Below are 24,772 nucleotides of genomic sequence, written 5' to 3' on the forward strand. Positions count from 1 at the left end.
AAAGGTCAGGGAGCCTGGGAGATCAGAGTCGCCAGCTCGTGCTCCCGCTCGCCGACCTGCGTCAGCAGCTGCTCGGCGATCTCCTCCAGGAGCCGGTCCGGGTCCTCCGGAGCCAGCTTGAGCATCGCGCCGATCGCGCTCTCCTCCAGCTCGCGGGCGACGAGGGTGAGCATCTCCTTGCGCTGGGAGAGCCATTCGAGGCGGGCGTAGAGCTCCTCGCTGCGGCTCGGCTTCCACTCGGCCGGCGTGGGACCGGCGGCCCACTCGGCGGCCAGTTCCCGCAGCAGCGCCTCGTCGCCCCGGGCGTACGCGGCGTTCACACGGGAGATGAACTCGTCCCGCCGCTTGCGCTCCTCGTCGTCCTGGGCGAGGTCGGGGTGGGCCTTGCGGACCAGCTCGCGGAAGAGCTTGCGGGCCTCCTCGCTGGGACGCACCCGCTGCGGCGGCCGCACGGGCTGGTCCGTGAGCATTGCCACGGCCTCGGGGAACAGACCGTCGGAGTCCATCCAGCCGTGGAACAGCTCCTCGACACCGGGCATCGGCATGACCCGCGCCCGTGCCTCGTGCGCCTTGAATATGTCCTCCGGGTCGCCCGTGCGCGCGGCCCGCGCCTCGGCGATCTGGGCCTCCAGCTCGTCGAGCCGGGAGTACATGGGGCCGAGCTTCTGGTGGTGCAGCCGGGAGAAGTTGTCGACCTCGACGCGGAAGGTCTCCACGGCGATCTCGAACTCGATCAGCGCCTGCTCGGCCGCCCGCACAGCCCGCTCGAGACGGGCCTCGGGCCGGTCCTGGTCAGCCGCGGCCGGGCTCTGACTCTGCCCCTCCTCGGACCGAGCCTCGCCCCGCCGCTCGCCCTGTCCCTCAGACACCGTGTCCTGCGCCGCGTCCCGGGATCCGGACGCGGCGCCGGAAGAGGCGTCCGAGCCCTCCGCCTGCGCCGCACCCTCGGTGCCGGTGCCGCGGCCGTCGTCGCCGGGGGAGGTCTGGGGCGTCGTCGCCTCCGGGGCAGGGGAGGGCTCCCCGGTCCCCTCGAAGGCGGGCTCGGGCTGGCTCTGATCGGCTTCCGGGGTCGTCACCCGACCAGCGTAGGCCACACTCCCCCGGGGCTCACTGCCTTCCCGGCCCCTACAGCCACCTGACCGGCCACAACGACCCCATTGACCCCAACCACCCCGATCATCCCCCACCCCGGAACAGCCCGCGGCGGCACGGCGGCCCCCGGTCACACCCCCGCTTCGGAAGCGATGCGTCCGCTGCGGACCGCCGCGATCAGGGTCGCGTGGTCGGCCTCCGTGCGGTCGGCGTAGGAGACGGCGAAGGAGGCGACGGCCTCGTCCAGCTCCTCGTTCTTGCCGCAGTACCCGGCTATCAGGCGCGGGTCGACGCTGTGGCTGTGGGCCCGGGCCAGCAGGGCACCGGTCATACGGCCGTAGTCGTCGATGTGGTCGGCGGGCAGCGCCGCCGGGTCGACACTGCCCTTGCGGTTGCGGAACTGGCGCACCTGGTAGGGAAGGCCGTCGACCGAGGTCCAGCCGAGAAGGATGTCGCTGACGACCTGCATGCGCTTCTGACCGAGGACCACCCGGCGCCCCTCGTGCGCCACCTCCGGCACCGGGTGACCGATGGTCGCCAGATGCGGCAGCAGTGCCGAGGGACGGGCCTCCTTGACCTGGAGGACCAGTGCCTCGCCACGGTGGTCCAGGAGCAGCACGACGTACGAGCGGGTGCCGACGCTGCCGGTGCCGACGACGCGGAAGGCGACATCGTGCACCGCGTGACGGGCGAGCAGGGGGAGACGGTCCTCGGAGAGCGTCGTCAGATAGTGCTCCAGGGACGCCGCGACCGCGGCGGCCTCCGCGTCGGGGACGCGGCGCAGCACGGGTGCCGCGTCGACGAAGCGACGGCCCCCGCCCTCCACGGCCTCGGTCGACTTGGCGGCGAACCGTCCGCTGGTGTTGGCCCGTGCCTTCTCGGAGACCCGCTCCAGGGTGCCGAGCAGGTCGTGGGCGTCCGTGTGCGAGACGAGTTCCTCGTCGGCGATGGCGTTCCAGGCGTCCAGGACCGGCAGCTTGGCCAGCAGGCGCATGGTGCGGCGGTACGCGCCGACGCAGTCCCGGGCCGCGTCCCGGCAGGTGTCCTCGTCGGCTCCCGCCTCCCGGCCCGCGAGCACGAGCGAGGTGGCGAGGCGCTTGAGGTCCCATTCCCAGGGGCCGTACACCGTCTCGTCGAAGTCGTTCAGGTCGATGACCAGGCCGCCACGCGCGTCCCCGTACAGACCGAAGTTCGCCGCGTGGGCGTCGCCGCAGATCTGGGCGCTGACGCCGGTCATCGGGGTGCGGGCGAGGTCGTAGGCCATGAGGCCGGCGCTGCCGCGCAGGAACGCGAAGGGGGTGGCCGCCATCCTGCCGACCCGTATAGGAGTGAGCTCGGGGATCCGGCCCCGGTTGGACTCCTCGACCGCGGTCACCGCGTCCGGCCGGTCGTCGTCGATCAGGAGCTCGGCGTGCGCGGACCGCGGGACCCGGGTGCGCAGGGCCTTCCCCTCCTCCTTGGGCGAGCCCTTCACCGGCCAGGCGGAAAACCCGGGAACCGCGAAGCCGCGGGCTCCGAACGTCCCTGCCGCCGACCGCCCCTCGGACGAAGAGCGTGCCCCGGACCCCGTCGGGGCCGTGCTCCCGGACTCTGTGACAGAGACGTTCGTGGACGGCCCGCCGACGTGCTCCTGCGGCACCGGACCGCCTTGGTCCACCAGGCCCGGCCGGCCCGCCGGCACCGTCTGCCGTTCCGCCCCCGCTGTACCGACCTCGGTCATCACGACCGCCTCCCCCGCACGCACACGAACATCAACTCGTGCAGACCGTACAGCCGGCCGGGAAAACGCGTCAGACCCTGTGGACAACTCCGCGGGCACGGCCCCTCCGGCAGCGCCGGAAGAACGACCCAGCCCCTGCCGGGCCCGGCTACCGCACCCGTTCCGGGCAGGCTCCGCCCTCGGGCAGGCACTTCTCCGCCCAGGCGCCCAGTTCCTTGAGGGCGGGCTCCAGCGCCGCCCCCGCGTCCGTCAGCGCGTAGCAGACCCGCAGCGGGGGACCCTCGGTGACCTTGCGCACCACGAGCCCGGCCGCGCCGAGTTCGGTGAGCCGGTCCGACAGCATCCGCTCGCTGATGCCCGGGATCGCCCTGCGCAGCTCGGCGAAATGCGCGGGCTGCTGCATGAGCACCGCGACGACGAGGCCTGTCCATCGTTTGCCGAGCAGCGCGAAGACACGGGTCATGACGTCGTCGACCTTCTGGCACGGCCCCGCGCCGTGGCTTCCCGGATCTGCCATGAGCCCAGGGTACTGCGTCCTCACAAGGGGATGAAAAAAAGTAAGTACCTGTGTTATCTCTAGTTAGGCACGAAAGAGAAGCCCGTCGGGGCGGTTCGGCTCCCTGCCACAGCTCTGCCCCGATCCGGTTCGCGGCCCCACCCCGGGCCCGGCACCACCCGGACCACGCACCCGGCTCCGAGTCCGACTCCGAGCCCAGCTCCGGCTCCGGCTCCGAGCCCGGTCCCGAACCCGGCGGCCGACCCCATATACCCCTTTTGCCTGGAGATCATCATGGCCACCCTCCTCCACATCGACTCCTCCGTCTCCCCGGACGGCGCCTCCACCTCGCGTGCCGTGACGCAGGCCTTCCGCGCGGCCTGGGAGGAACAGCACCCCGACGGCACCGTCGTCTACCGGGACCTCGACGCGAACCCCGTGCCGCACATCACGTCCGACGCCCACACCGCCGGCTTCGCCGCCCCCGACTCGCACACCCCCGGCCAGGCCGAGGCCTTCGCCGCGCGGCTGAAGCTGATCGAGGAGGTGGAGAACGCGGACGCGATCCTGATCGGCGCCCCCATGTACAACTTCTCCATCCCCTCCACGCTCAAGGCGTGGCTGGACAACGTCGTCCTCATCGGACGCACCGCCATGGCGGAGGACGCGAAGACCAAGGGCACTCCGGTGACCGTCGTCGCGAGCCGCGGCGGCTCGTACGCCCCCGGGACTCCGCGCGAGGGCTTCGAGTACGTGCAGAACTACCTGGAGGCCGTCCTGCGGGACATGCTGGGCCTCGACGTGGAGTTCATCGTCCCGGAGCTCACCATGGCCCCGCACAACCCGGCGATGGCCGACCTCGTCCCCGTCTTCGAGGCGTCCCGGGACAAGGCCCTCGGCGACGCCGCCTCCCAGGCCAAGAAGATCGCGGCGCGCCTCGCCGCCTGATCACGGCCTCACCCGGACCGTCCGCTCCGCCTGCCTGATCACGGCCTCACCGGACCGCCTGCTCCGCCCGCCTGATCACGGCCTCACCAGGCCTCCCGCCCGCCTGATCGTGACCTCTCCGGGCCGCCCGCTCCGCCCGCCGGACACGGCACGGCCGCACGAAGCCCCGCAGGGCCGGACACCCCTGCGGGGCTTCGGCGTCGACGCGTCGCCGTCGAAGCCGGTCAAAGCAGCCCCCGCGTCTGTGGAACCAACGAAGGCCCAGGCACACTCTGCGTGTTGTAGCCCTGTTGGAAAGGATGGACCGGACATGATCACGCTCACCAAGGAAGACGGCCCCGCGGACCTGGATGGAGTGACCCATCTGGCCATCGGCGTCTCCTGGGACCCCACGGCCGGCAGCAGCGGCGGCGTGCTGGGCAAACTGCGCCGCAAGACGGGCACCGATCTGGATCTGATCGCCATCGCCATGCAGGGCCGCGACCCGGTGCGCCTCGCCGGCCTCGACTCCCTCGACCCCATGGGCAACGGCTCGTTGATGCACAGCGGAGACAACCAGACCGGCCACGGGGACGGTGACGACGAGACGGTGACCGTCGAGTTCGCCCGGATCCCGTCCCACATCACCTCGATCGTGTTCGTCGCCGCCGCCTACAAGAAGGGCAGCGCCTTCGAGAAGGCGCGCAACATCAGCTTCAAGGTGTACGACGCGACCGGCGGCAGCTCCCAGCAGGTCGCCGACATATGGCCGAGCCTGCTCACCCAGGACAACGGCTGCGCCGTGGCCAAGGCGGTGCGGGCGGACACCGGCTGGAAGCTCCAGGTGATCAACACGACGGGGAAGATCAAGCAGGGGGACGAGCACGCCCTGATGCGCTTCGCGGTCAGCAAGTAGTCCACGGGCGCGGCCGGGTACGGCGGTGCGCTGCCGGGTACTTCGCAGCGCTGCCGGGTACTTCGCAGCGCTGCCGGATACGGCGGAGCGCGGCGGTGGCACCCGGGCCGCCCGACGCCCACGCCGACGCCCATCGGCCGCTGCACGTCACGCGACTGACATCGCCCGAAGCGGCAGAAGATCCACTTTCGGCTCCGCGCCGGCGCCGAGGGCTACAACGGATAGGCAAAGAATCCACGGGCCCGGTCGCCACGGCACCGCCACCGCACCGCCACGGCGACCGCCACGGCGACCGCCCGACGAAAGAGCCACGCGGCCCCAACAGGCAGGGCCCGACCGTGAGATACCTCACCGCCGGGCCCTGTCGTATCGCCGTCGTATCGCCGTCCGGCCGCGTTCGGCCGCCACAACGCAGAACGGGCCTCCCCTGGGGGAGACCCGTTCGTCTGTGGGGAACCGACGGAATGCGCTGGTCAGCAGCTACCGAGGAGCACCCAAGATCGTTTCCCGGACAATCGTTGATCATTTCCCGCCCTGCACGTCACCTGAATGATCAGGCACCGGGCCCGCTGCCGAGCGCTTCGTCAATCAGCGTCGACAGGTTCTTCGTGGCATTGGGTGTAAGGCGTCTCACCTTCTCCACAAACGCCTCCCAGGCGTCGGTGTCGTCGCCAAGCTCTCTCTGAAGCAGTTGGGCGACCCCTGAAGCCTGCGCCGTGCTTCCCAGAGCGATGTGGGCCGGCAGTTGCCGGAGGAGGTCAGCGTCCGCGAACCGGGATGCGGCAATCGCCTCGGCGACCTGACGCTTGTACGCCGCCGGTCCTTTGAGAGGCAGGAAGGCAGCCAGTTCGGCTCGTGGGTCCCCACTCTCGGCCAGGACCTCGTCCAGAGGCACCGCCAGACGCTCAGGCTCCTTTCGGGAGGTCCGTGCACCGTGACGCTCGCTGCGCATCTTCCCGATGGCCTGAGCAACGACCTCTTCCACCGCCTTCCGCACCTGTTCATCCGGGTGCTGGACGAAGCGAGCGGCAACTGAGGGGCTGAGGAAGGGAGCAATGAGAGCTAGGGCGACCGAGGGAAGCAAGGGGTTCACGGCCAAGGCATCGGCGGCCTTTGTCCGGCCGGTGCCCCATTCAGGATCGGGCCCCGAGCCGCGCTGCCAAGAGGGCCGAACGGCAGTCGACAGGAGACTGGCGACATCGGCGAGCACCTCGGGACTCGTGCACACGGCAGCGAACGGCTCGAAGTGCGACCAGTCCCACTTCGATATGCCCTTCTCTCTCGAATCAGCCACGGCCAATGCAGTCAATGCCGCCACCCGGGGGCGGAGAGTCGTTCCGTGCAGAAGAAGAGCGCGAGGATGACGGTTGATGATGTCCGCGATCCGCTCGAGCTCCAGCCATGCTTCCCAGCCCCGGAAGTCAGGGTCGGAGTCGGCCCTAGGAGCACCATCGGCGAACGCCGACTTCAGGCAGGCCGACAGCGTCCCATCGGTGAGTTCTTCGGCCTCACTGAGCAGCAAGTTGACGATGAGGCCGGTGCTGTCGTGGTCCACACCGCGGGCGATGAGCTCCGGCCACATCCCCTTGGCGGATTCGGCCGACAGCAGCGCCCAGATGTCGTTGTGCCACGCCTCCACCTTGGCCATCCAGGCATCACGCTCGGCCTTGCGCCCGGTATCGGAGGCAACGCCCTTCTCAAGAGCCTTGGGCCTGTCCCGAACGGCGACGTCGATCAGCGCCGTACACAGCTCGCGACCGACGTAACCCCACGACTCAGCAACGCGACGAGCCGAGGCGTGATCCAGCCTCTCGATGAGCAGCAACTGGGCCTCCTGGAGGTCCCATCGCGTCCGAGCAACCTCGATCAGGACAGTCTCAGCGCCCAGCTTGTCGGCAGCGAGCAGCAGCATCTCCGTGGTCACCACGGGCGTGGCCAGCACAGCCTTGATCACTTGCCGGTCGTAGGCCTCCTGGATCAGGTGAGCGCGGGTCTCTGCTGTCACATCCGCCCGAGTGAAGAAGCGAGTTGCCGTCTCAGTGCCACCCCGCTGAGCCACAAGCTCGGCCAGGACACGCTGCTGTGAAGGAGACAAAGAGGGAGCGTCGACCAGCGCTTCCCAAAGCGGTTCAAGAGCCATGCGCGGACGCTAGCGGACGGCACTGACATCAAACACGGGAATCCAAGTACAGCCGTAGCACGTCAAAGGTGCACAGGAAGCTGCAACTTGCACCGCGAACTCTCGACGCAAGGCCCGCCGATGGTGGGCCTTCGTTGGAAGGTCGCGTACGAAGAAGTGTCGTAAGCCGAAGTGCCGTAAGCGAGTGGGACCCTAGGGATGTAGGCCGTGCCTACGGCAGGACTCTTGGGATGGACGCCGCCTTGACTACCTGGTTGGGAGGGGAGTGCCGTTCCCCTGGCCCAGGCGACCTGTGCCAGAGCATTCCGTACAGCCCGCGCTGGCCCGGGGGATGTCGCACCTGACGCGTTGGAGTGCGGTCGGCGCCAGGGGATGGAACCGGCGCCAGCGCGGCTCGTACGCAGTCGGGAGAAGACCTGTGACCGTGTGCAGGTAGTCGTCCACGGCGTGGGCTGCCGCGACAGCGTTGAGGCTGATAACGCTTGGAGCGTGTACGGCGTCGTCCTCGACATAGCGCTGCTGGCGTAGCTGCTCAGCCGTCAGTGCCTCTTCCTGAAGTCTGGCCGGGCTGATCAATTCGTTGCACCAGAGGCATCCGAACCCGGGGGCGACCGGCCTCACGACGCTGAAGACGTCGGTAACAGCGCCTCCGGGCCCCACCTGGACCTTTGCGCCGACCTGGACGCCAGAGATCAGATATTGGTGGATGAGCGCGTTGACGACGAGTCGCGCCTGCATCGAGTCGGCGGCAAGAAAGATGTAGTCGCAGTCGACGAGGCTCGCGGCAATCGCAGTCTGGGTGACGTCTGCCTGCAACGCATGGACGCGGATGCGCTGGTTGGCCTGACGTGCCAAGCGACGGGCCACTTTCACCTTCGGAGTGGCCCACCTGCGGCCCAGGGTCTGGAGCCATTGCGGCTTTGAGGGTTCTGTCATCCATACGTGCGCGTCGCGGGCTCGGGCACCGACGAGGCGGGGCAGGTTGGTCCGTTCGACCCGGTCAGGATCGACGATCACGAGTTCGCCGACCCCGAGGCGGGAGAGGTATTCAACGATGAGGGAACCCGCCCCGCCGGCGCCGATGACGGCCACTTTCTGCCCCGCGAGGATGGCCTGACCGCGGTCACCGAAGACGCGGCTCTGTCGGTCGTAGGTCAGATCTGACGTCGGAGGAGTTGGGGGTTCGGAATACAGAGTGGTGATCGGCCATCCGGTGATCACCGCCCGGTCGAGTTCTGCACGTGCGCCGTCGGGCAGCCACAGGTCACCCGCGACGGCATCGGCGGCGAAGACCAGCCCGCCGGCGGGCGTCGTGCCGAGGATGTCGCGCAGGGCGGGGTATCCACGTTCGTGAGAGGCGAGGTCTGTGCGAGAGAAGCTCACGCGCGTGCTTCCGCCGTGGCAGTGGACAGCCAGGTAGGCCAGGCCTTGAGATCGGCAGTCTCGGACGCGGTCGCCTACGAACGTTGCAGTCAGCATCCGGTAGCCGCGTTGTCCGGCGACGTAGTCGGTGCCGTCTTTAGCCAGGTACAGCCTGCGTGCGAGCAGGCGTGTGCCGCGAGGGGTAGTAACGACACTCGCTCCGATCACTGCGCCGTGTTCGTCACCGTCGCCGGGGAACAGGTGCTCGCGCAGTGTGGCTGCCATCGCAGCAGGCATGCGCAGCGTCCAGGGCCCGGTCATCGGCTGCGCAGCCATGTCAGCACCTTGTGGAGTTTGATGACGGCGGTGTCGATAGCCGGGTTCAGATTGTTGGAACGCCTGGAGATCTGCACTGCAGGACGGTCCTCGAAGGCGGTCACGGTCATGGCCTCTCCGAGGGGGCCACCGTCGCCGCGAGCTAGGTCTCCGCGCACGAAGTGGGGGTACACGTCCGAGTAGGGGTACTGGAACGTGATCCGGAAACCGATCCAGGTGGATCGCTGCTGGTACTGGGCGCCGGGGTCGACGTCCTCGACCAGGACCACCGCGCCGCCGTCCGCCTCTTCCCGGACACGGACTTCCGAGTCCGGGAAGGCGGCACGTACCTCATCGACGGCCTTGCTCACCGCAGGGTTCACGTGTGCCGCCGTCAGGAGTTGTCGTCGCCGGCAACGGCCGTGAAGACGGACTTCTTGTTGACGGTGACCACGTCGGTGTCGCCGATGATGCGAGTCTCGCCGGACGGCAGCTCCTGGGAGAGCTGGAAGTCCAGCTGGATCTCCACGCCCTGGGCGATGGCGGCCTCCTTGATCTGCAGGCCGGTGGCCTTGGGGCCGATGACCTCCACGGCCTTGTTGTTCACCGTGATGGTGACCGTGTGTCCCTTGCCCGGAGCGTGCAGATCCGCCTGCTCTACTGTGCTGCTCATACTCAACACCCCATGATCGTAATTGCGCTGTCGGCGCTCGATTGCTAGAGTCGAACGGTACCAACATAGACGCTCGATTGCGAGATTGCAATCGACAGGAGATTCCCGTGGGTAAAAAGGGATGGTTCGATGCAGAAGGTTTCTACGCGGCCCTGGATGCGGCACGGCTCGCTAGAGGTCTCAACTGGAAGCAGGTGGCATCAGGCTCGGGAGTAAGCGCATCCACACTGACCCGGATGGCTCAAGGCAAGCGACCGGACGTGGACGGGCTTGCAGCACTATGCGCGTGGTCCGGTCTGGACGCGGACGACTTTGTCCGTTCCGAGGCCGATGACCGGCCTCAAGCGGAACCGCTGGCGATGATCTCCACGTACCTGCGCAGCGACCGCAATCTATCTCCGGAGTCTGCCGCCGCCCTGGAGGAGATCATCAAGATCACTTACGAACGGTTGCGTCAAAAGGACTAGGCAACATGGCGTTTCGATGGGGCTTCAAGACAGAGGCCAACTCCCTCGCCCTCGATGTCCGGTCAGAGCTCCGCCTCGGGGCCCTCGACCGGCTCGACCCCTTCGTGCTCGCAGACCACTTGGCCATACCCGTTGTCGCGCTCTCCGGCATGGGGGCGTCGTCAGCAGGCGCCGATCACCTGCTCAACCACGATCCCAGCGCCTTTTCAGCCGTCACCGTCTTCGCCGGATTGAAACGCACCATCTTGCACAATGACGCCCATTCGGACGGCAGAATCAGCAGCAACATCACCCACGAAGCGGCGCACGGCCTCTTGCACCACCGCCCCACTCCGGCCATGGACGACCGCGGGTGCCGTCTCTGGGACCAGGACATCGAGGACGAAGCACAGTTCCTCTCCGGAGCGCTGTTGGTGCCAGAAGACGCGGCTCTGGCTATTGCGCGAGGTCGATTCACCAAGCCCGAAGCAGCGGCGCACTTCGGCGTCAGCGAGCAGATGGTCCAGTACCGCCTGAACATCACCGGAGCTGTCGGGCGCGTCGAACGTGCCCGACAGGCGGGCTACCGGTCGCGCTGAAAGCCGAGCGATCCACCTGAGCACGACCGGCCGTACGCGCGAGGGAACTCATGGTGCGATCTGCCGCGCCGCCGCGCCAATGACTTCCTCGGCGCTGTAGGTGTTCAGCAGTTCGATGAGGCGACACTCCAACTGGGCCTGGCGAGTTGACCGGTCACGAGCCAGCGCCTGCGCGATCGCCTGCTGCAGGTACTCCTCGGGAGTCTTCTGTTCAGCCGCTGCACGACTTCGGATCCGGTCGTGGATCTCCTCGCTCATGGGAATGCTCATGAGGTACTTGCCGTCGGGTCCCGGAAACAGGCTGCAGAGCACGTCGATGGGAAGTGCGTCCTCCAGCCGCTTCCAGATCTTCCGCATGGCCCGCCGTTCGTTCTTCGCCGATACCAGGACCACGATCCGCTTGCCGTCGTTGGAAGCAGCCAGAGGCAGGGCACTTTCCTGCCGCGCGGCTCTGAGTTCGACCGATTCCACGGACCGAGTCAGAGCGATCTCGATGGCGTACAAGGTCACTGCTCGTCCTCCTTTGGCGGGTTCGATGTGCGAGCCGGCACGACTGGTCACTCCAGCGAGATCTCTCCGTCCGGCAGCCACCCCTCCCAGTAGCCGTCCATGAAGTCGAGAAGTTCAGCGGGCTCGACCTGCTCTCCGGACCGCCGCAATTCGGCCGTCGTCCACCACTCGGCTTCCGGAGCGAACGCGAAGCGGATGGCCGACGGCCTGCCTTCTCCTGCTGGCCGCACCACGACGACGTACTGATCGCCGTGCGGGACGTCGCTGCGGGAGAGGCGACCGATGAGCGGCTGGATGCGAAGCGCGGGGAGATGGGCGACGCGACGCAGGTGCCTCATGGCCGCGCGGCGAACGGTCTCACCGGGACGCATGGGGAACGTCGGCACGGTCCAGCAGTCGTCTTCGGTGTCGGGCGCGGACGGGATCAGGAGGAGTCGGCGTTCCGAGGAATCGATGAGGACAGGACGTACGACGTTGCGGCAGTCCGTGGGGGGATCGTCCATGTCCTCACTCTCTCGTTGTGTTATTCGAATAGCACCCTGGGAAGTTCCAACAGGGTGATCTACGAGAGGCCGGGATCCCGCAAGGAAGGACGTCTCCGGGTCACCCACATCGGTGGTCTCTTCGTAAGCCACGGTTCGCCGGAATGCGCCTGCCCCAGGATGCGCGTCGTGAGTACTGAGAAGAAGACGGTGCAGAAACATCGTCAGCCGCCCCGCACGCTGACCCTGCCCGCGGTTGAGCCGATCTCCGGGGAGTCGCTGACCAGTTGGATCGGTGCACTCGCCCAGCAACAGGAAATCGAGATGAAGCCGCTCCTCCGGGAGCTTCACCTCGACCGGCTCGGGGGTCTCTCCGGGGCCGAGATGCGGATATCCGGTCCGGTAGTTCAACGGATGGAGAAGCTGACGGGGATAGGAGCCGAGCGCCTGCACGCGATGACGCTCGCGCGCTATGCCGGCAACGCGCTGCCGCATCTGCCGCCGTTCTCGTCCGACGGCGTGGCGGTCGAGCAATGGCACAAGGGGGCCTGGTTCCACCACTCACAGGCACGCTGGTGCCCGAAGTGCTTGCGCGGCAAGAGCGGTCCGCGCTGGCTTCTGCGCTGGAAACTTCCCTGGTCGTTCGCGTGCGTGGACCATGCGGTGTACATGGTGACCGAGTGCCAGGCCTGCTGGGACACCGTCCGTTTCCGACATGACGCCCGACCCGAGCGAGCCTGTGAGAACTGGACCGATGAGGGGAAGGGCAATTACAGCCTTGGAGAGCCGTGCGGTTTCCCGTTGGCCCTGGGCCAGCCGACGCCGGTGAGCGACGAGTCCGTTCTGACCCTGCAGACTCGCGTCCACGCCTGGCTCGACGGGACACCCTCGCACGAGGACAGAATGCTCGTGGCCCTTGCCTCGGTCCTGATCCCGCTCATGTCCCCGTCGATGCTGCGGCGCGGTGATCCTCTCCTGCGGTACGCGGTGCGCTCTCCCAGGGGCACCGCCCAACAAAAGAGGGACGGGAGAAGACCGTGGACCGACTCACTTCGGGTGGCGGCCGCCGTTTGCGCCGCGGACTGGCTTCTGCGTCGTGAGTATTCCCCCGCGGAGGTCGCTGACTGGGTCACCGACCTCCGACTCATCGACCATCGGCGCACGCCGTGGCGCATGGACGTGGCAGAGTTGGCGTACGGGCCTTCGCTTCGGCCCAATCCCTTCGTTGAGCCGCTGGTGCACCGCGGTTTGATCGTTCTTGGCGGCTGGCTCTGAGAAACGAGGCTCTCCGTGCTGGGGCGGGAAAGAGCCCTACTGGGTTCTCGGGCTCGTCACGGAGACCACACCAGAACCTGCCGAAGATCCGCGGCACTGCAGGCGAGGTCGAAGACACTCCGTGGCCATGAGGCGCCTACGCAGTCCTCTTCTCGAGTCCGCCCACAAAGGCCGCGAGCCGCGCCAGCGCCTCCGTGAGGCGGTCCGGGGGGACCGTGTAAGAGATGCGGACGTGGTGCGGGGCCGCGAAGTCGGCGCCCGGGACGACCGCGACGTTGGCCTCCGTGAGGAGCAGGTCCGCGAAGTCCGCGGCGGAGGTGATGGGGCGGCCCGCCAGCGTGCGGCCGTAGGTGCCGGAGACGTCGGCAAGGAGGAAGAAGGCGCCCTCCGGATTGCCGTCGACCTCGATGCCGGGGGTGTCGGCGAGGGCCTTGGTGGTGGTCTGGCGGCGCTCGTCCAGCTCCAGTCGCCGGCGTTCCAACTCGATGGTGAGGTCTGCGGTCAGGGCGCCGTGGGCTGCCTTCTGGGAGATGGAGGACGGGGCGGAGGCGGTGTGGCTCTGGATTGCCGTGATCGCTTGGGCCACCGGGGCGGGGGCGGCGACCCAGCCGATGCGCCAACCCGTCATGGCGAAGGTCTTGGAGACGCCGCCGATGGTGAGCGTGCGCTGCGCGATCTCGGGGCTGAGGGCGGCGACGGAGACGTGTTCGGCGGTGCCGAAGACCCAGTGGTCGCAGATCTCGTCGCTGATGATCGCCAGGTCGTGATCGATGGCGACCTGGACGAGGGCGGCGAGCTCGGTCCGGTCGTAGACGACGCCGGAGGGGTTGGCCGGGTTGTTCAGGAGCAGGACCCGGGTACGGTCGGTGACCGCTGCACGCAGCTGGTCCGGGGTCACCTTCAGGCCTGCGCCGGGGGCGGGCTGGATGGGGACGAGGGCGCCGCTGGCCAGGGCGGCCAGGTGGGGGTAACTGACCCAGTAGGGGGCCGGGATCAAGATCTCGTCGCCAGGTTCGACAAGTGCGGTGAACGCGTAGTGGAGGGCCTGCTTGGCGCCGGCCGTGATGACCACGTCGTCCTGGCCGTACGCCGTCCCGTGCCGGTTGAGGAAGTCGGCGGCGGCCGCACGCAGTTCGGGGATGCCAGCGGCGGGGGTGTACCGGGTGAAGTCTGCGGCGATTGCGTCGCGGGCGGCCTGGGCCGCCGGTTCGACGGTCGGGAAGGCCGGCTCGCCGCTGGTGAGGTTGATGACGTCCACCCCCTGGGCGATCAGCGCCTTCGCCTGGGCATCCAGGGCGGCGGTCGCGGACGGCGGGACCTGCGCTGCCCGCCGGGCCAGGCGGACGTGGCTGATCGCTTCGGGGGTGGGCGTTGCAGTGCTCACGGCGTTCCTCAAGGTGGGGTTCAGTGCGCGGGCGTGACGGTGGTCAGATGCGTGCGCCGTGAAGGGCGATTGCGGAGGTCTGGACGCGGCGGAACTTGTCGGAGCGGCTTACCGGATCGCTGACTTCAGCGCATCCGTCGCAGAAGCGGACGTGGGCGACGAACGCGTCGTTGCGGGCTTGACGGAACTCGCGGATGAAGCGACGAACGGACGGCATGACATCCTCAATTCATAGATGAGCGTCTATGACTCACAGGATGACAGAACACATAGACGATCGTCAATGGATTTGGTGTCGCGTCCCGACTCTCGGGCGGATCTGGACGAAGGTGGCTCCGATCGGCCAGATTGGGCGCATGATCGAGCCTGCACCTGCCGGGATATCCGCACCCTGCTGCCCTGAACCCATGACCGCTGCCGAAGCGGCCGATCTGGCGGCCGCGTTCAAGGCGCTGGCGGACCCGGTGCGGCTCAGAATCGCCAGCATCGTGGCCTGCTGCCCGGCCGGCGAGGTCTGCATGGGAGAGATCGCCGCGGAGTTCTCCGTCTCGGGGCCGACCATCAGCCATCACTTGCGGAAGCTTCGGGAGGCCGGAGTGCTGTCCTCCGAACGCAGGGCGACCGAGGTGTACTACCGGGTGCGCTCCGACCGGCTGGACGCCCTGATCGGTCAGCTCTCCGCGATGAAGGCGATGCTCGGGCAGGGCTCCTGCGCCACCCCTGCCTGACCGCAGGAGAGCCGGTGCGCGCTCCCGCCCCGAACATGGCTGCGGCCCGCCCCGGAGCAGGGGGCGGGCCGTTGCCGTCTGTTGCGTTGGCGCTCAGGCCAGGTGGATCAGAGCCATATCGGGGCGGTGTAGCCGAGGATGACCGCACCGGTGAAGAGGATGCCGACGACCAGGGCCACGACGCGCCAGCGGGCGATGAGGAGCATGCCGCTGATGGCGCCGACGCTGGTGCCTGCGCCGGTCATCAGGAAGGCGAGCGCCGGACCGGGGCCCATGCCGCCCTTCATCAGGGTGGCGACGAGCGGCAGCGAGCCGTCGGAGTTCAGGTAGACCGGGATGCCGATGAGCGCGGAGAGCGGCACGGAGTACCAGTGGCCGCCGCCGAGGTACTCGGTCAGGTAGTGGGTAGGGATCGAGTTGATGATCAGGAAGCCCAGGGTCGCGAAGCCGAGGAAGTAGAGCGCGAGGCGCTTGCTGGTGACCAGGAGCTCGTTGCCGAACTCGTCGAGCTTCCACTGCTTGACCAGGCTGGTCTCGACCGGGGCGGGGGCCGGCGCCGGGGCGATGGGCCGGTTCAGCAGGGCCGTGCGGGCCAGGCCGCCACCGCCGGAGCCGGTCGGGGCGCTGATGCCACCGCCGCCCGAGACGTCGTCGGCCTCGGTGTCACCGCCGGTGCAGCAGCTCTCTTCGGCCTTCTTCTCGGCCTCGGTGGAGGTCAGGCGAGCCTGGCCCTCAAGCCAGCCGGTCTTTTCGATGAACCAGGTCACGAGACCGGCGAAGAGGCCGATGACGATCGCCGCCACGAAGAAGGTCATGGCGAAGTTGGAGCCGAACAGGCCCGTGGAGTAGACGAGTTCCTCCGGGCTGGTCAGCGGCGAAGCGACCATGAAGGTGATGACCGGGGTCCAGGGGACGCTCGTGGCGAGGGCGCCGAGGACGACCGCGGTGGTTCCGCAGGAGCAGAACGGCGTCAATGTGGCCAGGACGACCGCCCCGAGGACCGCCCAGAGCGTCTTGCGTCGCAGCCAGGAGGAGAGCCGGTCCGCTCCGACGTACACCGGGATGGCCGAGGCCACGACCACGCTGATCAGCAGGAAGGGCCAGTTCGCGGAGAGGGAGTGGCCGACGTCCGAGGCCGTGCGGCCCAGGACGTCAAGGACGGTATCGAACACGGGGAGCTCCAACTCAACTCATAGACGGCTGTCGATGGGTTGAACTCTGCCCGACTCATAGATGACTGTCAATGTGTTTGGGGAACAATTCATAGATGACCGTCGTTGGATCGGGTATGCCTACGCCCATCTCGGAGCTCTGCTGCTCCCCCGTGCTCGCCGGCCCGCTCACCCCGGAGGCCGCCGATGACCTCGCCGCCGCGCTGAAGGTCGTCGCGGACGCCACCCGGCTGCGGCTGCTCGGGCTGATCCGCACCCAGCCGGGAGGCGAGGCCTGCACCTGCGACCTCACCGAGCCGCTGGGGCTGACCCAGCCGACAGTCACGCATCACCTCAAGGTGCTCTTCGAGGCCGGCTTCCTGGAGCGTGAGCGGCGCGGGCGTCAGACGTACTACCGGATCGCGCCGGGGAGCATGACCGTGCTGTGCCAGGCTCTGGATCCTTCGCCGGACCTTCTCCCCGCCTGACCCAACTCGTTTCAGCCAAGGGCTGGTTACCCTCGCGCCGCGCGCAGGTGACCGGCCCTTTGGCATGTTCAGGCATGAGGGTGCCGGGCGCGCTTCATGCCAGCAGTGATCTCTTCCGCACCCTGGGTGACCTCGGACAGACTCATGGACACCGGGAGGGCGACAAGCCCCCAGGACCACCGGAACCGGCCATCAGGCCGCCGGTCGCCAAAAAGCCACTGTCATTTCAAGGGGAGAGCCATGTCTGTTTCGCGTACCTCGATGAGCCTTGCCGCCGCCGTCCTGGTGTCCGTGATCGGACTCGGCTCCGCCTCTGCACTGGGCTCCTCGCAGCTCGACTCCCGGGTCGGCGCCGGCTGGGACACCGCCCCCGCGAACCTGGCCACCGGCGCCGGCTGGGACACCGCCCCCAAGACCCTGGCCACCGGCGCCGGCTGGGACACCACCCCCGTGACCCTGACCGGTGCTGGCTGGGACACCGCTCCGATCAACCCCTCCACCAACGGCGCGGGCTGGGACTGAACCTCCTGCCCTCGTAGCCACGACCCGTTGCCCCGGCCTGCCACCCCAGAGCCACCACCCGAGGAGAAGAAGAGATGAGCACCACCTGCTGCAGCGCCACCACTGAGGAGCCGGCCCCGGCGCTCGTGGTGCTGGAAAAGCCGACCGACGGTTGCTGCTCGGCCCCCGAGGCCACTGAGACGCCCGAGGCCGCCAAGCAGGAGGAATCCTCCTGCTGCGGCGCGGCGGAGGAAGCCGCACCCGCGAAGGCCGAGGAGCCCTCCGGCTGCTGCGGACCGGCCGCGGACCCCGAGCCGGAGCCGGTCGAGGCCGCCACCGGATGCTGCGGTCCCGCCAAGCCCGAGCCCGTCTCCTGCTGCGGCAGCACCGAGCAGGAAGACCCGGCCGACGTAAGGACCGGCCTGTCGCTCGACGACGCGGTCGCGGCCCTCGGCGGCAGCATCCCGCAGGTCACCGATCCCGCGCCGTACATCCTTCCGCACTGGCTCCGGGCCACCGAGGCCAGCCTCGAAGGCGCCAAGCCCTGGTACACCGTGGCCGACCGAGGCGAGGGCGAGCTCGCCTTCCTGCCCGGCTTCCTCTTCGACGCCGACCCGATCGTGGACGCCGACCCGCGCACCTACCTGGGCTGGCAGCCCCAAAGCGGCGCCGTGGCCTGCTGCTCAGCCACCGCCTGCTGCGACACCACCAACGACACCGTCGAGACGCTCGGCGCGGACGCCTTCTTCCCGGCGCTGCTGCTCGGCTCCCCGCTCGGCTACCGCTCCGAGGCCTCCGCCTCGGTCGAGGATCCGCTGCTGGTCGCCGACCTGATCGACCGCATCGTCCCAGCTGCCGCGGAGGCGGGCGTACGGTCGATCGTCGCCCCCTGGCTGCACGACAGCCCGCACAGCGAAGTCCTCGCGCTCGCCCTTCAGGCGTACGGCGGTGACATCGCCTTCCACGGCGAGAACAACCTTCTGGATCTCCAGCACGACAGCTACGACGCCTACCTGGCCTCCCTTCCGGCCCGCAAGCGCCGCCGCGTGAAGGAGGACCGCGACCGGGCCGATGGCTCCGGCACCCGCATCGAGCGCAAGGACCGCGAGGAGCTGCGCCCGCTGGTCGGCCGGATCTCCGAACTCATCACCCAGAACCGCCAGAAGTACGGCGGCGGCGAGGACGAGGCGCACATCGGGGCCCTGCTCGGCGCGCTCGTCGAGGGCGGCGCCGACGTCCGCGCGTACCTGGTCCACAAGGACGAGCAGCTCGTCGCCGTCTCGGTGACCGTCCGCCAGGGCAAGCGCCTGTTCGTGAAGTGGGCAGGATTCGACTACGAGGCGCTCGGCGAGCGCAGCGGCATCTACTTCGAGATCGTCCTGGACCGCCCGCTGCGCGATGCGTACGCCGAAGGCATCACGTCCATCGAGGCCGGCCCGGGTGCGGACGAGGCCAAGCGGCTGCGCGGCTTCAAGCCTCGCCAGATCCGCTCGGCGATCCTGGTCACCGACACCGCCCTGCGTGCCGAGGTCGCCAAGCTGCATGCTGCCTTCGGGCAGGCCCGCCGCGAGGCGCTGGGCGCGACGACGGAAGAGGCGCCGGCCACGGCCATCGGCCGCCTGAAGGCCAAGCTGCTCGGCGGAAACGCCTACGAGCCGATCCAGCCCCTCCAGCCGGAGGGCGGCTGCTGCGGCTGACCCCTGATCCACAACTCGACACCCCCCAAGGCCCGGTGTGCGACTCGTCGCACACCGGGCCTTGCTCGCGCTGCGGGAGGGGGTGCAGCGCGAGGGGAGGGAGTCTCAGTCGGTCCAGCCGGCTTGCGACGCCAGGACGCCGGCCTCGAAGCGGCTGCGCGCGCCGAGGCGGGCCATCAGTTCCGACATCATGCGGCGGGCCGTGCGAAGGCCGATGCCGAGCTTCTTCGCCGCGATCTCGTCGGTGGCCCCCTGGGTGAGCTGGCGCAGCAGCTCACGCTCCTGCGCTGTGAGGCCGGCCTGGTCGCGGTCTCGAGTGCTGCCGATCGGGGCCGCACACTCCCACACCTGTTCGAACAGGGCGGCGAGGGCGGTGAGCACACCGGGGCCGGTCAGCTGGACCGCGCCCTTCTTGGTGTTGTTCGGGTCCACCGGCAGCAGGGCCACTTCGCGGTCGAACAGGACCATGCGCAGCGGGAGGGCCGGCACGGTGCGGACCTCGCCTCCGTCGCTGTGGAGCCACTGGGCGTATTCGACCGTGGGGTTGTCGTTGCGGACGCTGTCCAGATAGACGGTAAGGACTCGTACGCCCCGGCGCATCAGGTCCTCGTCCAGCGGTCGGCTCGCATCCAGGCTCGCCGCGGACTGCGCGCCGCCGGGCATGAAGGACAGGCACTCGCTGGTGGAGCGATGGGCGAGCTCTTCGAGGCGGGTCTGGATGGCGTCGATGCCCTGGAGGTACTCGACGCCGTGCCGCTCGCCCGTCCGAAGCTCGGAGTACTCGTCCAGGAGCTTGCTGATAGCAGCCTGACTCTCGGCGAACTGCTGCTGCTGGGCGAGCAGATGAGCCTGCTGGCGCTGGAGCAGCAGCTGGAAACCGAGATCTGGGCTGACGGGTCTGAGTCCGCCGGGTGCCTGCATGGAGCGGCGCAGCAGGTTCAGTTCGGCCAGCCGGTCCAACGAGGACCGTACAGACTCCTCCGAACAAGCCAGGTGGACCGCGATTTCCGCAACTCCCCAGTCCTGCTGGGTGAGCATCAGCCGGTAGACAGACTCGGCGTCGGCATCCAGTCCCAAACTTGCCAGCACAGCGACCCCCCGCTTGGCGTCTCATACATCGAGACGATCCGTTAATACATCGGCGGGCGCCGATCTTGGCAGGTCAGGGGACTGCGCGACAAGGGATGTTCGCAGAGTGATCACCAGCGTGGGCACGTTTTGGGTCGTCGGGGATCGCAGGTCAGCCCGCTCTTAGGCAGGTGCCTGCCGGTCGCACTTCGTGCCAGCGGGGAACTCTTCCGCCCCCTGGAAATGGTCAGCAAAATAGTGATCACAGGACGGCGGAGGTCCTCGGACACGAAATCCGCAGCGCGTCGAGAACGCCCCCTGATCTGAGCGAAAAAACCTTCATTCCACCACACGGAGGACAGCCATGCCTGCTGCGCGGAGAGCCCTGCGCCTGATCAACAGAGCCGCCGCGGTCGCGCTGGGCTTTTCCCCCGCCGGCGGGCACGGCTGCGGCCCCAAGTGCCGCCACACGGAGCTCTACGACGCCGTCACCCAGGCTGAAGCCGACCAGCACGTGTGGTCCGTACCAGGGCTTACCGCCCGGCCTGGAGGCCCCATGTTCATGGCCACCGCCACGCTCGTCGCCGCCAGGGAAGCCGAGGCCGCGAAGCTGGAATCGGCAGTGGTCACCGACATCGTGTGGGCTGCCGCAATGCCGGGTGACGACCTCGAACACGTCCACGCGAAGACGACTTCTGGACGCATAGACCTGACGTTCTTTCACCAGACCAGCAGCCCCGACGGCGCATTGTCCGCAGCGGCCCAGATTTGCCGTCGCGCACTCAATTCCAGCCCCACGTTGGCCAATTGGCGAATTTCCGCTGGCCCTCAGCTTCCCGACGCCCTGCCCGGCTCGGGTGCCGCGTTCGCGTGACACAGATCACTCACCATCACCAGGAGTTCCACCCATGAGCGGTATCAACGACCCGCGGCTGAAGGCCGAGCAGCTCACCGTCGAGACCATCGACTCGATCGACCACGAGGTGAAGGTCCTTGGATCCAAGTCCTACACCAACCGCCAGATCGCGATCGCGGCTCTGGCCGCCCTCGACGGCAAGACCGGTGTGATCGACGGCGCCCTGGTCTCCGACGACACCATCTACTTCGCCGACGCCGTGGCCTCCTTCGGGCACGTCAGCGTCGCGATCGACCACGACAACTACCGCTTCACCCTCACGCCGACCGGCAAGCCGATGGTCGCCCCCGAGGACGACATCTTCGTCGGTGGCGCGGGCACCCCGCTGCGCTTCCTGATCTCCATGGCGGGACTCGCCGAGGGCGTCACCACCATCACCGGCAACACCCGTATGCAGGAGCGCCCCTTCGGCGACCTGCTTGCGGCCCTGCCGGGCCTGGGCGTCGAGGCGGTCGCGGTCCGCGGCAACGGCTCCCCGCCGATCCAGGTCACCGGCGGCAACTTCGTCGGCGGGAAGACGAAGATCTCCGGCGCCATCTCCTCCCAGTACACGTCCTCGATCCTGATCAGCTCCGTCCTCGCCCAGCAGGACACCGAGATCGAGATCGTCGACGAACTGGTCTCCAAGCCGTACGTCGAGATGACCCTGGCCACCCTCGCCGAACACGGCATCACCGTCGAACGCGACGGCTACCGCCGCTTCAAGATCGCGGCCGGCCAGTCCTTCAAGGGCGGTCACGCCGTCGTCGAGCCCGACGCCTCCGGCCTGTCCTACTTCATCGCCGCCGCCGCGATCCTCGGCGGCCGGGTCACCATCCCCGGCATCGGCTCCACCTCCCACCAAGGGGACGTCGGCCTCGCCGAGGTCCTGGGCCGGATGGGCGCCCACGTCGAGATCACCGAGAACTCGATCACGGTCAAGGGCGGCGACCTGCGCGGCATCGAGGTCGACATGGACGCCATGCCGGACGTCGTCCCGTCCCTCGCCGCGGTCGCTGCCTTCGCCGAGGGCAAGACCCACATCACCAACATCGCCAGCCTGCGCGTCAAGGAGTGCGACCGCATCGCTGCCGTCACCACCGAGCTGCGCAAGATGGGTATCACCGTCGACGAGTACGACGACGCCATGACCATCCACGGCGGCACCCCGCACGGTGCGGTCATCGACACCTACGACGACCACCGCATCGCCATGACCTTCGCGATCATCGGCCTGCGCACCCGCGGCGTCGTCATCAACGACCCCGGCTGCGTCGCCAAGTCCTTCCCGGCCTTCTGGAACACCCTGGACACCCTGCGGTGACCGGTTCCGACACCTCCGCCGGGACTCCCGGGGTCCTGCTCGTCCTCGACGGCTGGGGCCACGCCGCCCCCGGGCCCGGCAACGCGCTCACCAACGCCCACACCCCCGTCCTCGACGCGATCGCCGCCAAGCACCCCTCCACCTTCGTGGAAGCGTCGGGCGAGCACGTCGGCCTGCTCCCCGGCACCGTCGGGAACTCCGAGATCGGCCACATGGTCATCGGCGCCGGCCGACCGCTCGACTACGACAGCGTCCTGGTCCAGCGGCAGATCGACTCCGGCCTGCTGCGGGACAACCCGCGCCTGACCGAAGCCCTCAACCGGCTCGCCGCCAACGGTGGTGCCCTGCACCTCATCGGCCAGGTCTCCGACGGGATGATCCACGCCCACGTCGACCACCTCCACGAACTCCTGTCCATCGCGGCGTCCCGCGATGTGAAGCGCGTGTGGGTGCATGCCATCACCGACGGCCGCGACGTCGCCGACCGCACCGCCGGCCACTACCTGGGCCGGGTCGAGGAGTTCTTCGCCGCCACCGGCACGGGCGCCCTGGCCACCGTCTCCGGTCGCGGCTACGGCCTCGACAAGAGCGGCGACCTGGAACTGACCGCCAAGGTCAGCGAGGCCATCACCGACGGCAAGGGCGCGACCGCCCGCGACTACCAGCAGATCCTGGCCGGCGCCCAGAACGGGGACGTATGGATCACCCCGACCGTCCTCACCGACGCCGGCGGTGAGCCGCTCGCCACCATCCACGACGGCGACACGATCCTCTTCACCAACTTCCGCAGCGACCGCATCCAGCAGCTCGCGGACGATCTCGTCCAGATCCTCACCGACACGGACGTCGACATCCTGTCCCTGACCCAGTACGACACCCAGGCGGCCATCCCCGCCCTGGTCGGACGGGCCGACGCCTCGGGCGGTCTGGCCGACGCGCTCGAAACGCACGGCCTGCGCTCCGTACGCATCGCGGAACAGGAGAAGTTCGAGCACGTCACCTACTACATCAACGGCCGCGACGACCGGGCCCGCGAAGTCGAGGAGCACATCCGCATCACCGCGGACACCACCCCCGACTACGTCGCCCGACCCGAGATGAACCTCGCCCGGGTCACCGAAGCCATCACCGCCGCCGCCCGGCGTGACGACGTGGCCCTGGTGATCGCCAACCTCGCCAACATCGACGTCGTCGGCCACACCGGCAGCCACGACGCCACAGTCAAGGCCGCCGAACACACCGACCGCGAGGTCGAGAAGATCCTGACCGCCGCCGCGGCAGCAGGCCGCTGGGTCCTCCTCGTCGGCGACCACGGCAACGCCGAACGCATGTCCAAGCCCGGCCCCGACGGCACCCCGCTCCCGTACGGCGGTCACACGACCAACCCTGTGCCGGCGGTCGTGGTCGCGGCACCCGGGCAGCTCCTTCCCGAGCACCTCGCCGATGGCGGCAGCCTCGCCGACATCGCACCCACCGTCCTGCACCTGCTGGGCCGCCCGAGCAGCCCAGCCATGACCGGCCGGAGTCTCCTGTGACCACAGCCCAGCTGATCACACCCACCACCCCCGGCGGCGCCGCCTTCGCCTCCGCCTTCACCACCGAGGCCGCGCTGCGCGACCTGGACCTCGGTCCGGCTCTCAAGGCCGACATGCGCACCAACACGGCCGGCACCGTCCACGTGTTGAGCGTCCACAACACCACCGACGAGATCCAGGAGTTCCAGCCCGAGGTCCTGCTCCCGCAGACCGACGGCCCGCTTCTGTTCCTCGGAGGCGGCTCGACCACCGAGGAGCGCGACGGCCGGCTCGTCGCCCGCCTCGCGCCCCACGGCTTCGTCCAGCTCGGACGGATCCACGACAGCCCGCAGGAGCACGCATGACCACAGCCCTCGGACCCCGGCCGCGCATCGCGCTGATCGGTGACCACGGCAAGTCCCCCGCCCATGCCCGGCTCGACAGCTTCCGGCACGAGCTCGACGTGGACACCGAGTGGGTCCCCACCGAAACCGTCACGGGCCCCGAGTCCCTCGAAGGCTTCGACGGCATCTGGGTGGTGCCCGGCTCCCCGTACGAGAACAAGGACGGCGTGCTGTCAGCCGTCCGGCACGCCCGGGAGAACGGCATCCCCTACCTGGGCACCTGCGGCGGCTTCCAGCACGCGCTGATCGAGTACGCCCGTACGGTCGTCGGTCTCACCGACGCCGACGACGTGCAGTACGACCCGGAGGCTCCGACCCCGCTGATCGTGCCGCTCACCTGCTGCCTGGCGGGCGAGCAGGCGCCGCTGCTGCTCACGGCGGGCAGCCGGCTGGCCGCCGTCTACGACAACGCGGAGCTGACCACCGAGACGTACCACTGCAAGTACGGCCTCAACGGCGAGTTCGTCGAGCGCCTCACGGACGCGGGCGTTCTGTTCAGCGGCTGGGACACCGAGGGCGCCCCGCGTGCCGCCGAAGTCCCCGGTCACCCGTTCTTCATCGGCACGCTGTTCCAGCCGGAGCTGGTCTCCGGCCCCGGCAACGTCCATGCGCTGATCAAGGCATTCGCGGCCGAGGTGGCCGCCCGCTCGGCCATCAGCGCCTGA

At 68.7% G+C, this 24,772-nt stretch carries 27 protein-coding genes; 14 read left to right on the forward strand and 13 right to left on the reverse strand.

Annotation, left to right across the window (positions count from 1 at the left end):
- Window positions 1-5 precede the first annotated feature (5 nt).
- From IO36_RS00955 to IO36_RS00965, 3 genes are all read right to left on the reverse strand, one after another.
- Window positions 6-1,076 (reverse strand): hypothetical protein, encoded by a 1,071-nt coding sequence (locus IO36_RS00955; RefSeq protein ID WP_245173076.1) that lies wholly within the window; start codon window positions 1,074-1,076, stop codon window positions 6-8.
- 146 nt (window positions 1,077-1,222) lie between these two features.
- On the reverse strand, window positions 1,223-2,566 hold the full coding sequence (locus IO36_RS00960) for a DUF2252 domain-containing protein (RefSeq protein ID WP_037615355.1): 1,344 nt from the start codon (window positions 2,564-2,566) through the stop codon (window positions 1,223-1,225).
- Between the two features lie 394 nt (window positions 2,567-2,960).
- Window positions 2,961-3,329, reverse strand: coding sequence for a winged helix-turn-helix transcriptional regulator (locus tag IO36_RS00965; protein WP_037614836.1), 369 nt, complete (start codon window positions 3,327-3,329; stop codon window positions 2,961-2,963).
- A gap of 273 nt (window positions 3,330-3,602) precedes the next feature.
- Between IO36_RS00965 and IO36_RS00970 the strand changes: the two genes are divergently transcribed.
- Both IO36_RS00970 and IO36_RS00975 read left to right on the forward strand, forming a co-directional pair.
- Window positions 3,603-4,256, forward strand: coding sequence for an FMN-dependent NADH-azoreductase (locus IO36_RS00970; RefSeq protein ID WP_037614839.1), 654 nt, complete (start codon window positions 3,603-3,605; stop codon window positions 4,254-4,256).
- Between the two features lie 310 nt (window positions 4,257-4,566).
- Window positions 4,567-5,151 carry a TerD family protein gene (locus IO36_RS00975; RefSeq protein WP_037614840.1) on the forward strand — a complete coding sequence of 195 codons (585 nt, stop codon included), beginning with the start codon at window positions 4,567-4,569 and terminating at the stop codon, window positions 5,149-5,151.
- A gap of 553 nt (window positions 5,152-5,704) precedes the next feature.
- On the opposite strand, the gene IO36_RS00980 is transcribed toward IO36_RS00975, so the two are convergent.
- The 4 genes from IO36_RS00980 to IO36_RS00995 form a co-directional block, all read right to left on the reverse strand.
- Window positions 5,705-7,291, reverse strand: a complete 1,587-nt coding sequence (locus tag IO36_RS00980) for a hypothetical protein (RefSeq protein ID WP_158997162.1) — start codon at window positions 7,289-7,291, stop codon at window positions 5,705-5,707.
- 246 nt (window positions 7,292-7,537) lie between these two features.
- Window positions 7,538-8,989: a ThiF family adenylyltransferase gene (locus tag IO36_RS00985; protein ID WP_037614845.1), complete on the reverse strand. Its 1,452-nt coding sequence runs from the start codon at window positions 8,987-8,989 to the stop codon at window positions 7,538-7,540.
- A complete protein-coding gene (locus IO36_RS00990; RefSeq protein ID WP_037614847.1) occupies window positions 8,971-9,351 on the reverse strand; it encodes a hypothetical protein in 381 nt (126 codons plus the stop codon). The genes IO36_RS00985 and IO36_RS00990 overlap by 19 nt, the downstream gene beginning before the upstream one ends.
- An 11-nt stretch (window positions 9,352-9,362) precedes the next feature.
- Complete coding sequence (locus tag IO36_RS00995; protein ID WP_037614850.1) at window positions 9,363-9,641, reverse strand: multiubiquitin domain-containing protein; 279 nt, start codon at window positions 9,639-9,641, stop codon at window positions 9,363-9,365.
- A 107-nt stretch (window positions 9,642-9,748) separates the two neighbouring features.
- On the opposite strand from IO36_RS00995, the gene IO36_RS01000 reads away from it, so the two are divergent.
- The gene (locus IO36_RS01000) at window positions 9,749-10,108 is read left to right on the forward strand and encodes a helix-turn-helix domain-containing protein (RefSeq protein ID WP_037614853.1); all 360 of its coding nucleotides are present in this window, start codon (window positions 9,749-9,751) and stop codon (window positions 10,106-10,108) included.
- 5 nt (window positions 10,109-10,113) lie between these two features.
- Complete coding sequence (locus IO36_RS01005; RefSeq protein ID WP_037614855.1) at window positions 10,114-10,686, forward strand: ImmA/IrrE family metallo-endopeptidase; 573 nt, start codon at window positions 10,114-10,116, stop codon at window positions 10,684-10,686.
- Between the two features lie 48 nt (window positions 10,687-10,734).
- Here the strand turns inward: IO36_RS01005 and IO36_RS01010 are convergent, their stop codons facing one another.
- The gene (locus tag IO36_RS01010) at window positions 10,735-11,196 is read right to left on the reverse strand and encodes a hypothetical protein (protein ID WP_037614857.1); all 462 of its coding nucleotides are present in this window, start codon (window positions 11,194-11,196) and stop codon (window positions 10,735-10,737) included.
- Between the two features lie 47 nt (window positions 11,197-11,243).
- Entirely contained in the window at window positions 11,244-11,699 is a 456-nt protein-coding gene (locus IO36_RS01015; protein ID WP_037614859.1) for an NUDIX hydrolase, read from the reverse strand.
- Window positions 11,700-11,867: 168 nt separating this feature from the next.
- Between IO36_RS01015 and IO36_RS01020 the strand changes: the two genes are divergently transcribed.
- Window positions 11,868-12,953, forward strand: a complete 1,086-nt coding sequence (locus IO36_RS01020) for a TniQ family protein (protein WP_037614862.1) — start codon at window positions 11,868-11,870, stop codon at window positions 12,951-12,953.
- A 136-nt stretch (window positions 12,954-13,089) separates the two neighbouring features.
- Here IO36_RS01020 and IO36_RS01025 read toward each other — a convergent pair whose 3' ends face one another.
- On the reverse strand, window positions 13,090-14,337 hold the full coding sequence (locus tag IO36_RS01025; protein ID WP_245173077.1) for a pyridoxal phosphate-dependent aminotransferase: 1,248 nt from the start codon (window positions 14,335-14,337) through the stop codon (window positions 13,090-13,092).
- A gap of 43 nt (window positions 14,338-14,380) precedes the next feature.
- On the reverse strand, window positions 14,381-14,554 hold the full coding sequence (locus IO36_RS46620; RefSeq protein ID WP_158997164.1) for a hypothetical protein: 174 nt from the start codon (window positions 14,552-14,554) through the stop codon (window positions 14,381-14,383).
- 190 nt (window positions 14,555-14,744) lie between these two features.
- Between IO36_RS46620 and IO36_RS01030 the strand changes: the two genes are divergently transcribed.
- Complete coding sequence (locus tag IO36_RS01030; RefSeq protein WP_245173078.1) at window positions 14,745-15,065, forward strand: ArsR/SmtB family transcription factor; 321 nt, start codon at window positions 14,745-14,747, stop codon at window positions 15,063-15,065.
- A 107-nt stretch (window positions 15,066-15,172) separates the two neighbouring features.
- Here IO36_RS01030 and IO36_RS01035 read toward each other — a convergent pair whose 3' ends face one another.
- The gene (locus tag IO36_RS01035) at window positions 15,173-16,237 is read right to left on the reverse strand and encodes a permease (RefSeq protein ID WP_209441129.1); all 1,065 of its coding nucleotides are present in this window, start codon (window positions 16,235-16,237) and stop codon (window positions 15,173-15,175) included.
- Window positions 16,238-16,332: 95 nt separating this feature from the next.
- Here IO36_RS01035 and IO36_RS01040 point away from each other — a divergent pair, with 95 nt between their 5' ends.
- From IO36_RS01040 to IO36_RS01050, 3 genes are all read left to right on the forward strand, one after another.
- A complete protein-coding gene (locus IO36_RS01040; protein WP_037614864.1) occupies window positions 16,333-16,704 on the forward strand; it encodes an ArsR/SmtB family transcription factor in 372 nt (123 codons plus the stop codon).
- Window positions 16,705-16,944: 240 nt separating this feature from the next.
- Entirely contained in the window at window positions 16,945-17,226 is a 282-nt protein-coding gene (locus tag IO36_RS01045) for a hypothetical protein (protein ID WP_158997166.1), read from the forward strand.
- Window positions 17,227-17,300: 74 nt separating this feature from the next.
- Window positions 17,301-18,902 (forward strand): GNAT family N-acetyltransferase, encoded by a 1,602-nt coding sequence (locus IO36_RS01050; protein ID WP_037614866.1) that lies wholly within the window; start codon window positions 17,301-17,303, stop codon window positions 18,900-18,902.
- 105 nt (window positions 18,903-19,007) lie between these two features.
- Here the strand turns inward: IO36_RS01050 and IO36_RS01055 are convergent, their stop codons facing one another.
- Window positions 19,008-19,979, reverse strand: coding sequence for a helix-turn-helix transcriptional regulator (locus tag IO36_RS01055; RefSeq protein WP_342455101.1), 972 nt, complete (start codon window positions 19,977-19,979; stop codon window positions 19,008-19,010).
- A gap of 547 nt (window positions 19,980-20,526) precedes the next feature.
- On the opposite strand from IO36_RS01055, the gene IO36_RS46625 reads away from it, so the two are divergent.
- Genes IO36_RS46625 through IO36_RS01080 form a run of 5 tightly spaced genes read left to right on the forward strand, consistent with a single transcriptional unit; the run spans window position 20,527 to window position 24,772 of the window.
- Entirely contained in the window at window positions 20,527-20,844 is a 318-nt protein-coding gene (locus IO36_RS46625) for a hypothetical protein (RefSeq protein WP_158997168.1), read from the forward strand.
- Between the two features lie 34 nt (window positions 20,845-20,878).
- Window positions 20,879-22,189, forward strand: coding sequence for a 3-phosphoshikimate 1-carboxyvinyltransferase (aroA, locus tag IO36_RS01065; protein ID WP_037614871.1), 1,311 nt, complete (start codon window positions 20,879-20,881; stop codon window positions 22,187-22,189).
- Window positions 22,186-23,724: a 2,3-bisphosphoglycerate-independent phosphoglycerate mutase gene (gene gpmI / locus IO36_RS01070; RefSeq protein WP_037614872.1), complete on the forward strand. Its 1,539-nt coding sequence runs from the start codon at window positions 22,186-22,188 to the stop codon at window positions 23,722-23,724. Before aroA ends, gpmI begins: the two co-directional genes overlap by 4 nt.
- On the forward strand, window positions 23,721-24,068 hold the full coding sequence (locus IO36_RS01075) for a hypothetical protein (protein WP_037614875.1): 348 nt from the start codon (window positions 23,721-23,723) through the stop codon (window positions 24,066-24,068). The genes gpmI and IO36_RS01075 overlap by 4 nt, the downstream gene beginning before the upstream one ends.
- The gene (locus IO36_RS01080) at window positions 24,065-24,772 is read left to right on the forward strand and encodes a glutamine amidotransferase-related protein (protein ID WP_078942931.1); all 708 of its coding nucleotides are present in this window, start codon (window positions 24,065-24,067) and stop codon (window positions 24,770-24,772) included. The genes IO36_RS01075 and IO36_RS01080 overlap by 4 nt, the downstream gene beginning before the upstream one ends.

Origin of the sequence: Streptomyces aureus, assembly GCF_000725495.1 — a bacterium.
In the GTDB taxonomy this organism is placed as follows: Bacteria; Actinomycetota; Actinomycetes; order Streptomycetales; family Streptomycetaceae; genus Streptomyces; species Streptomyces aureus_B.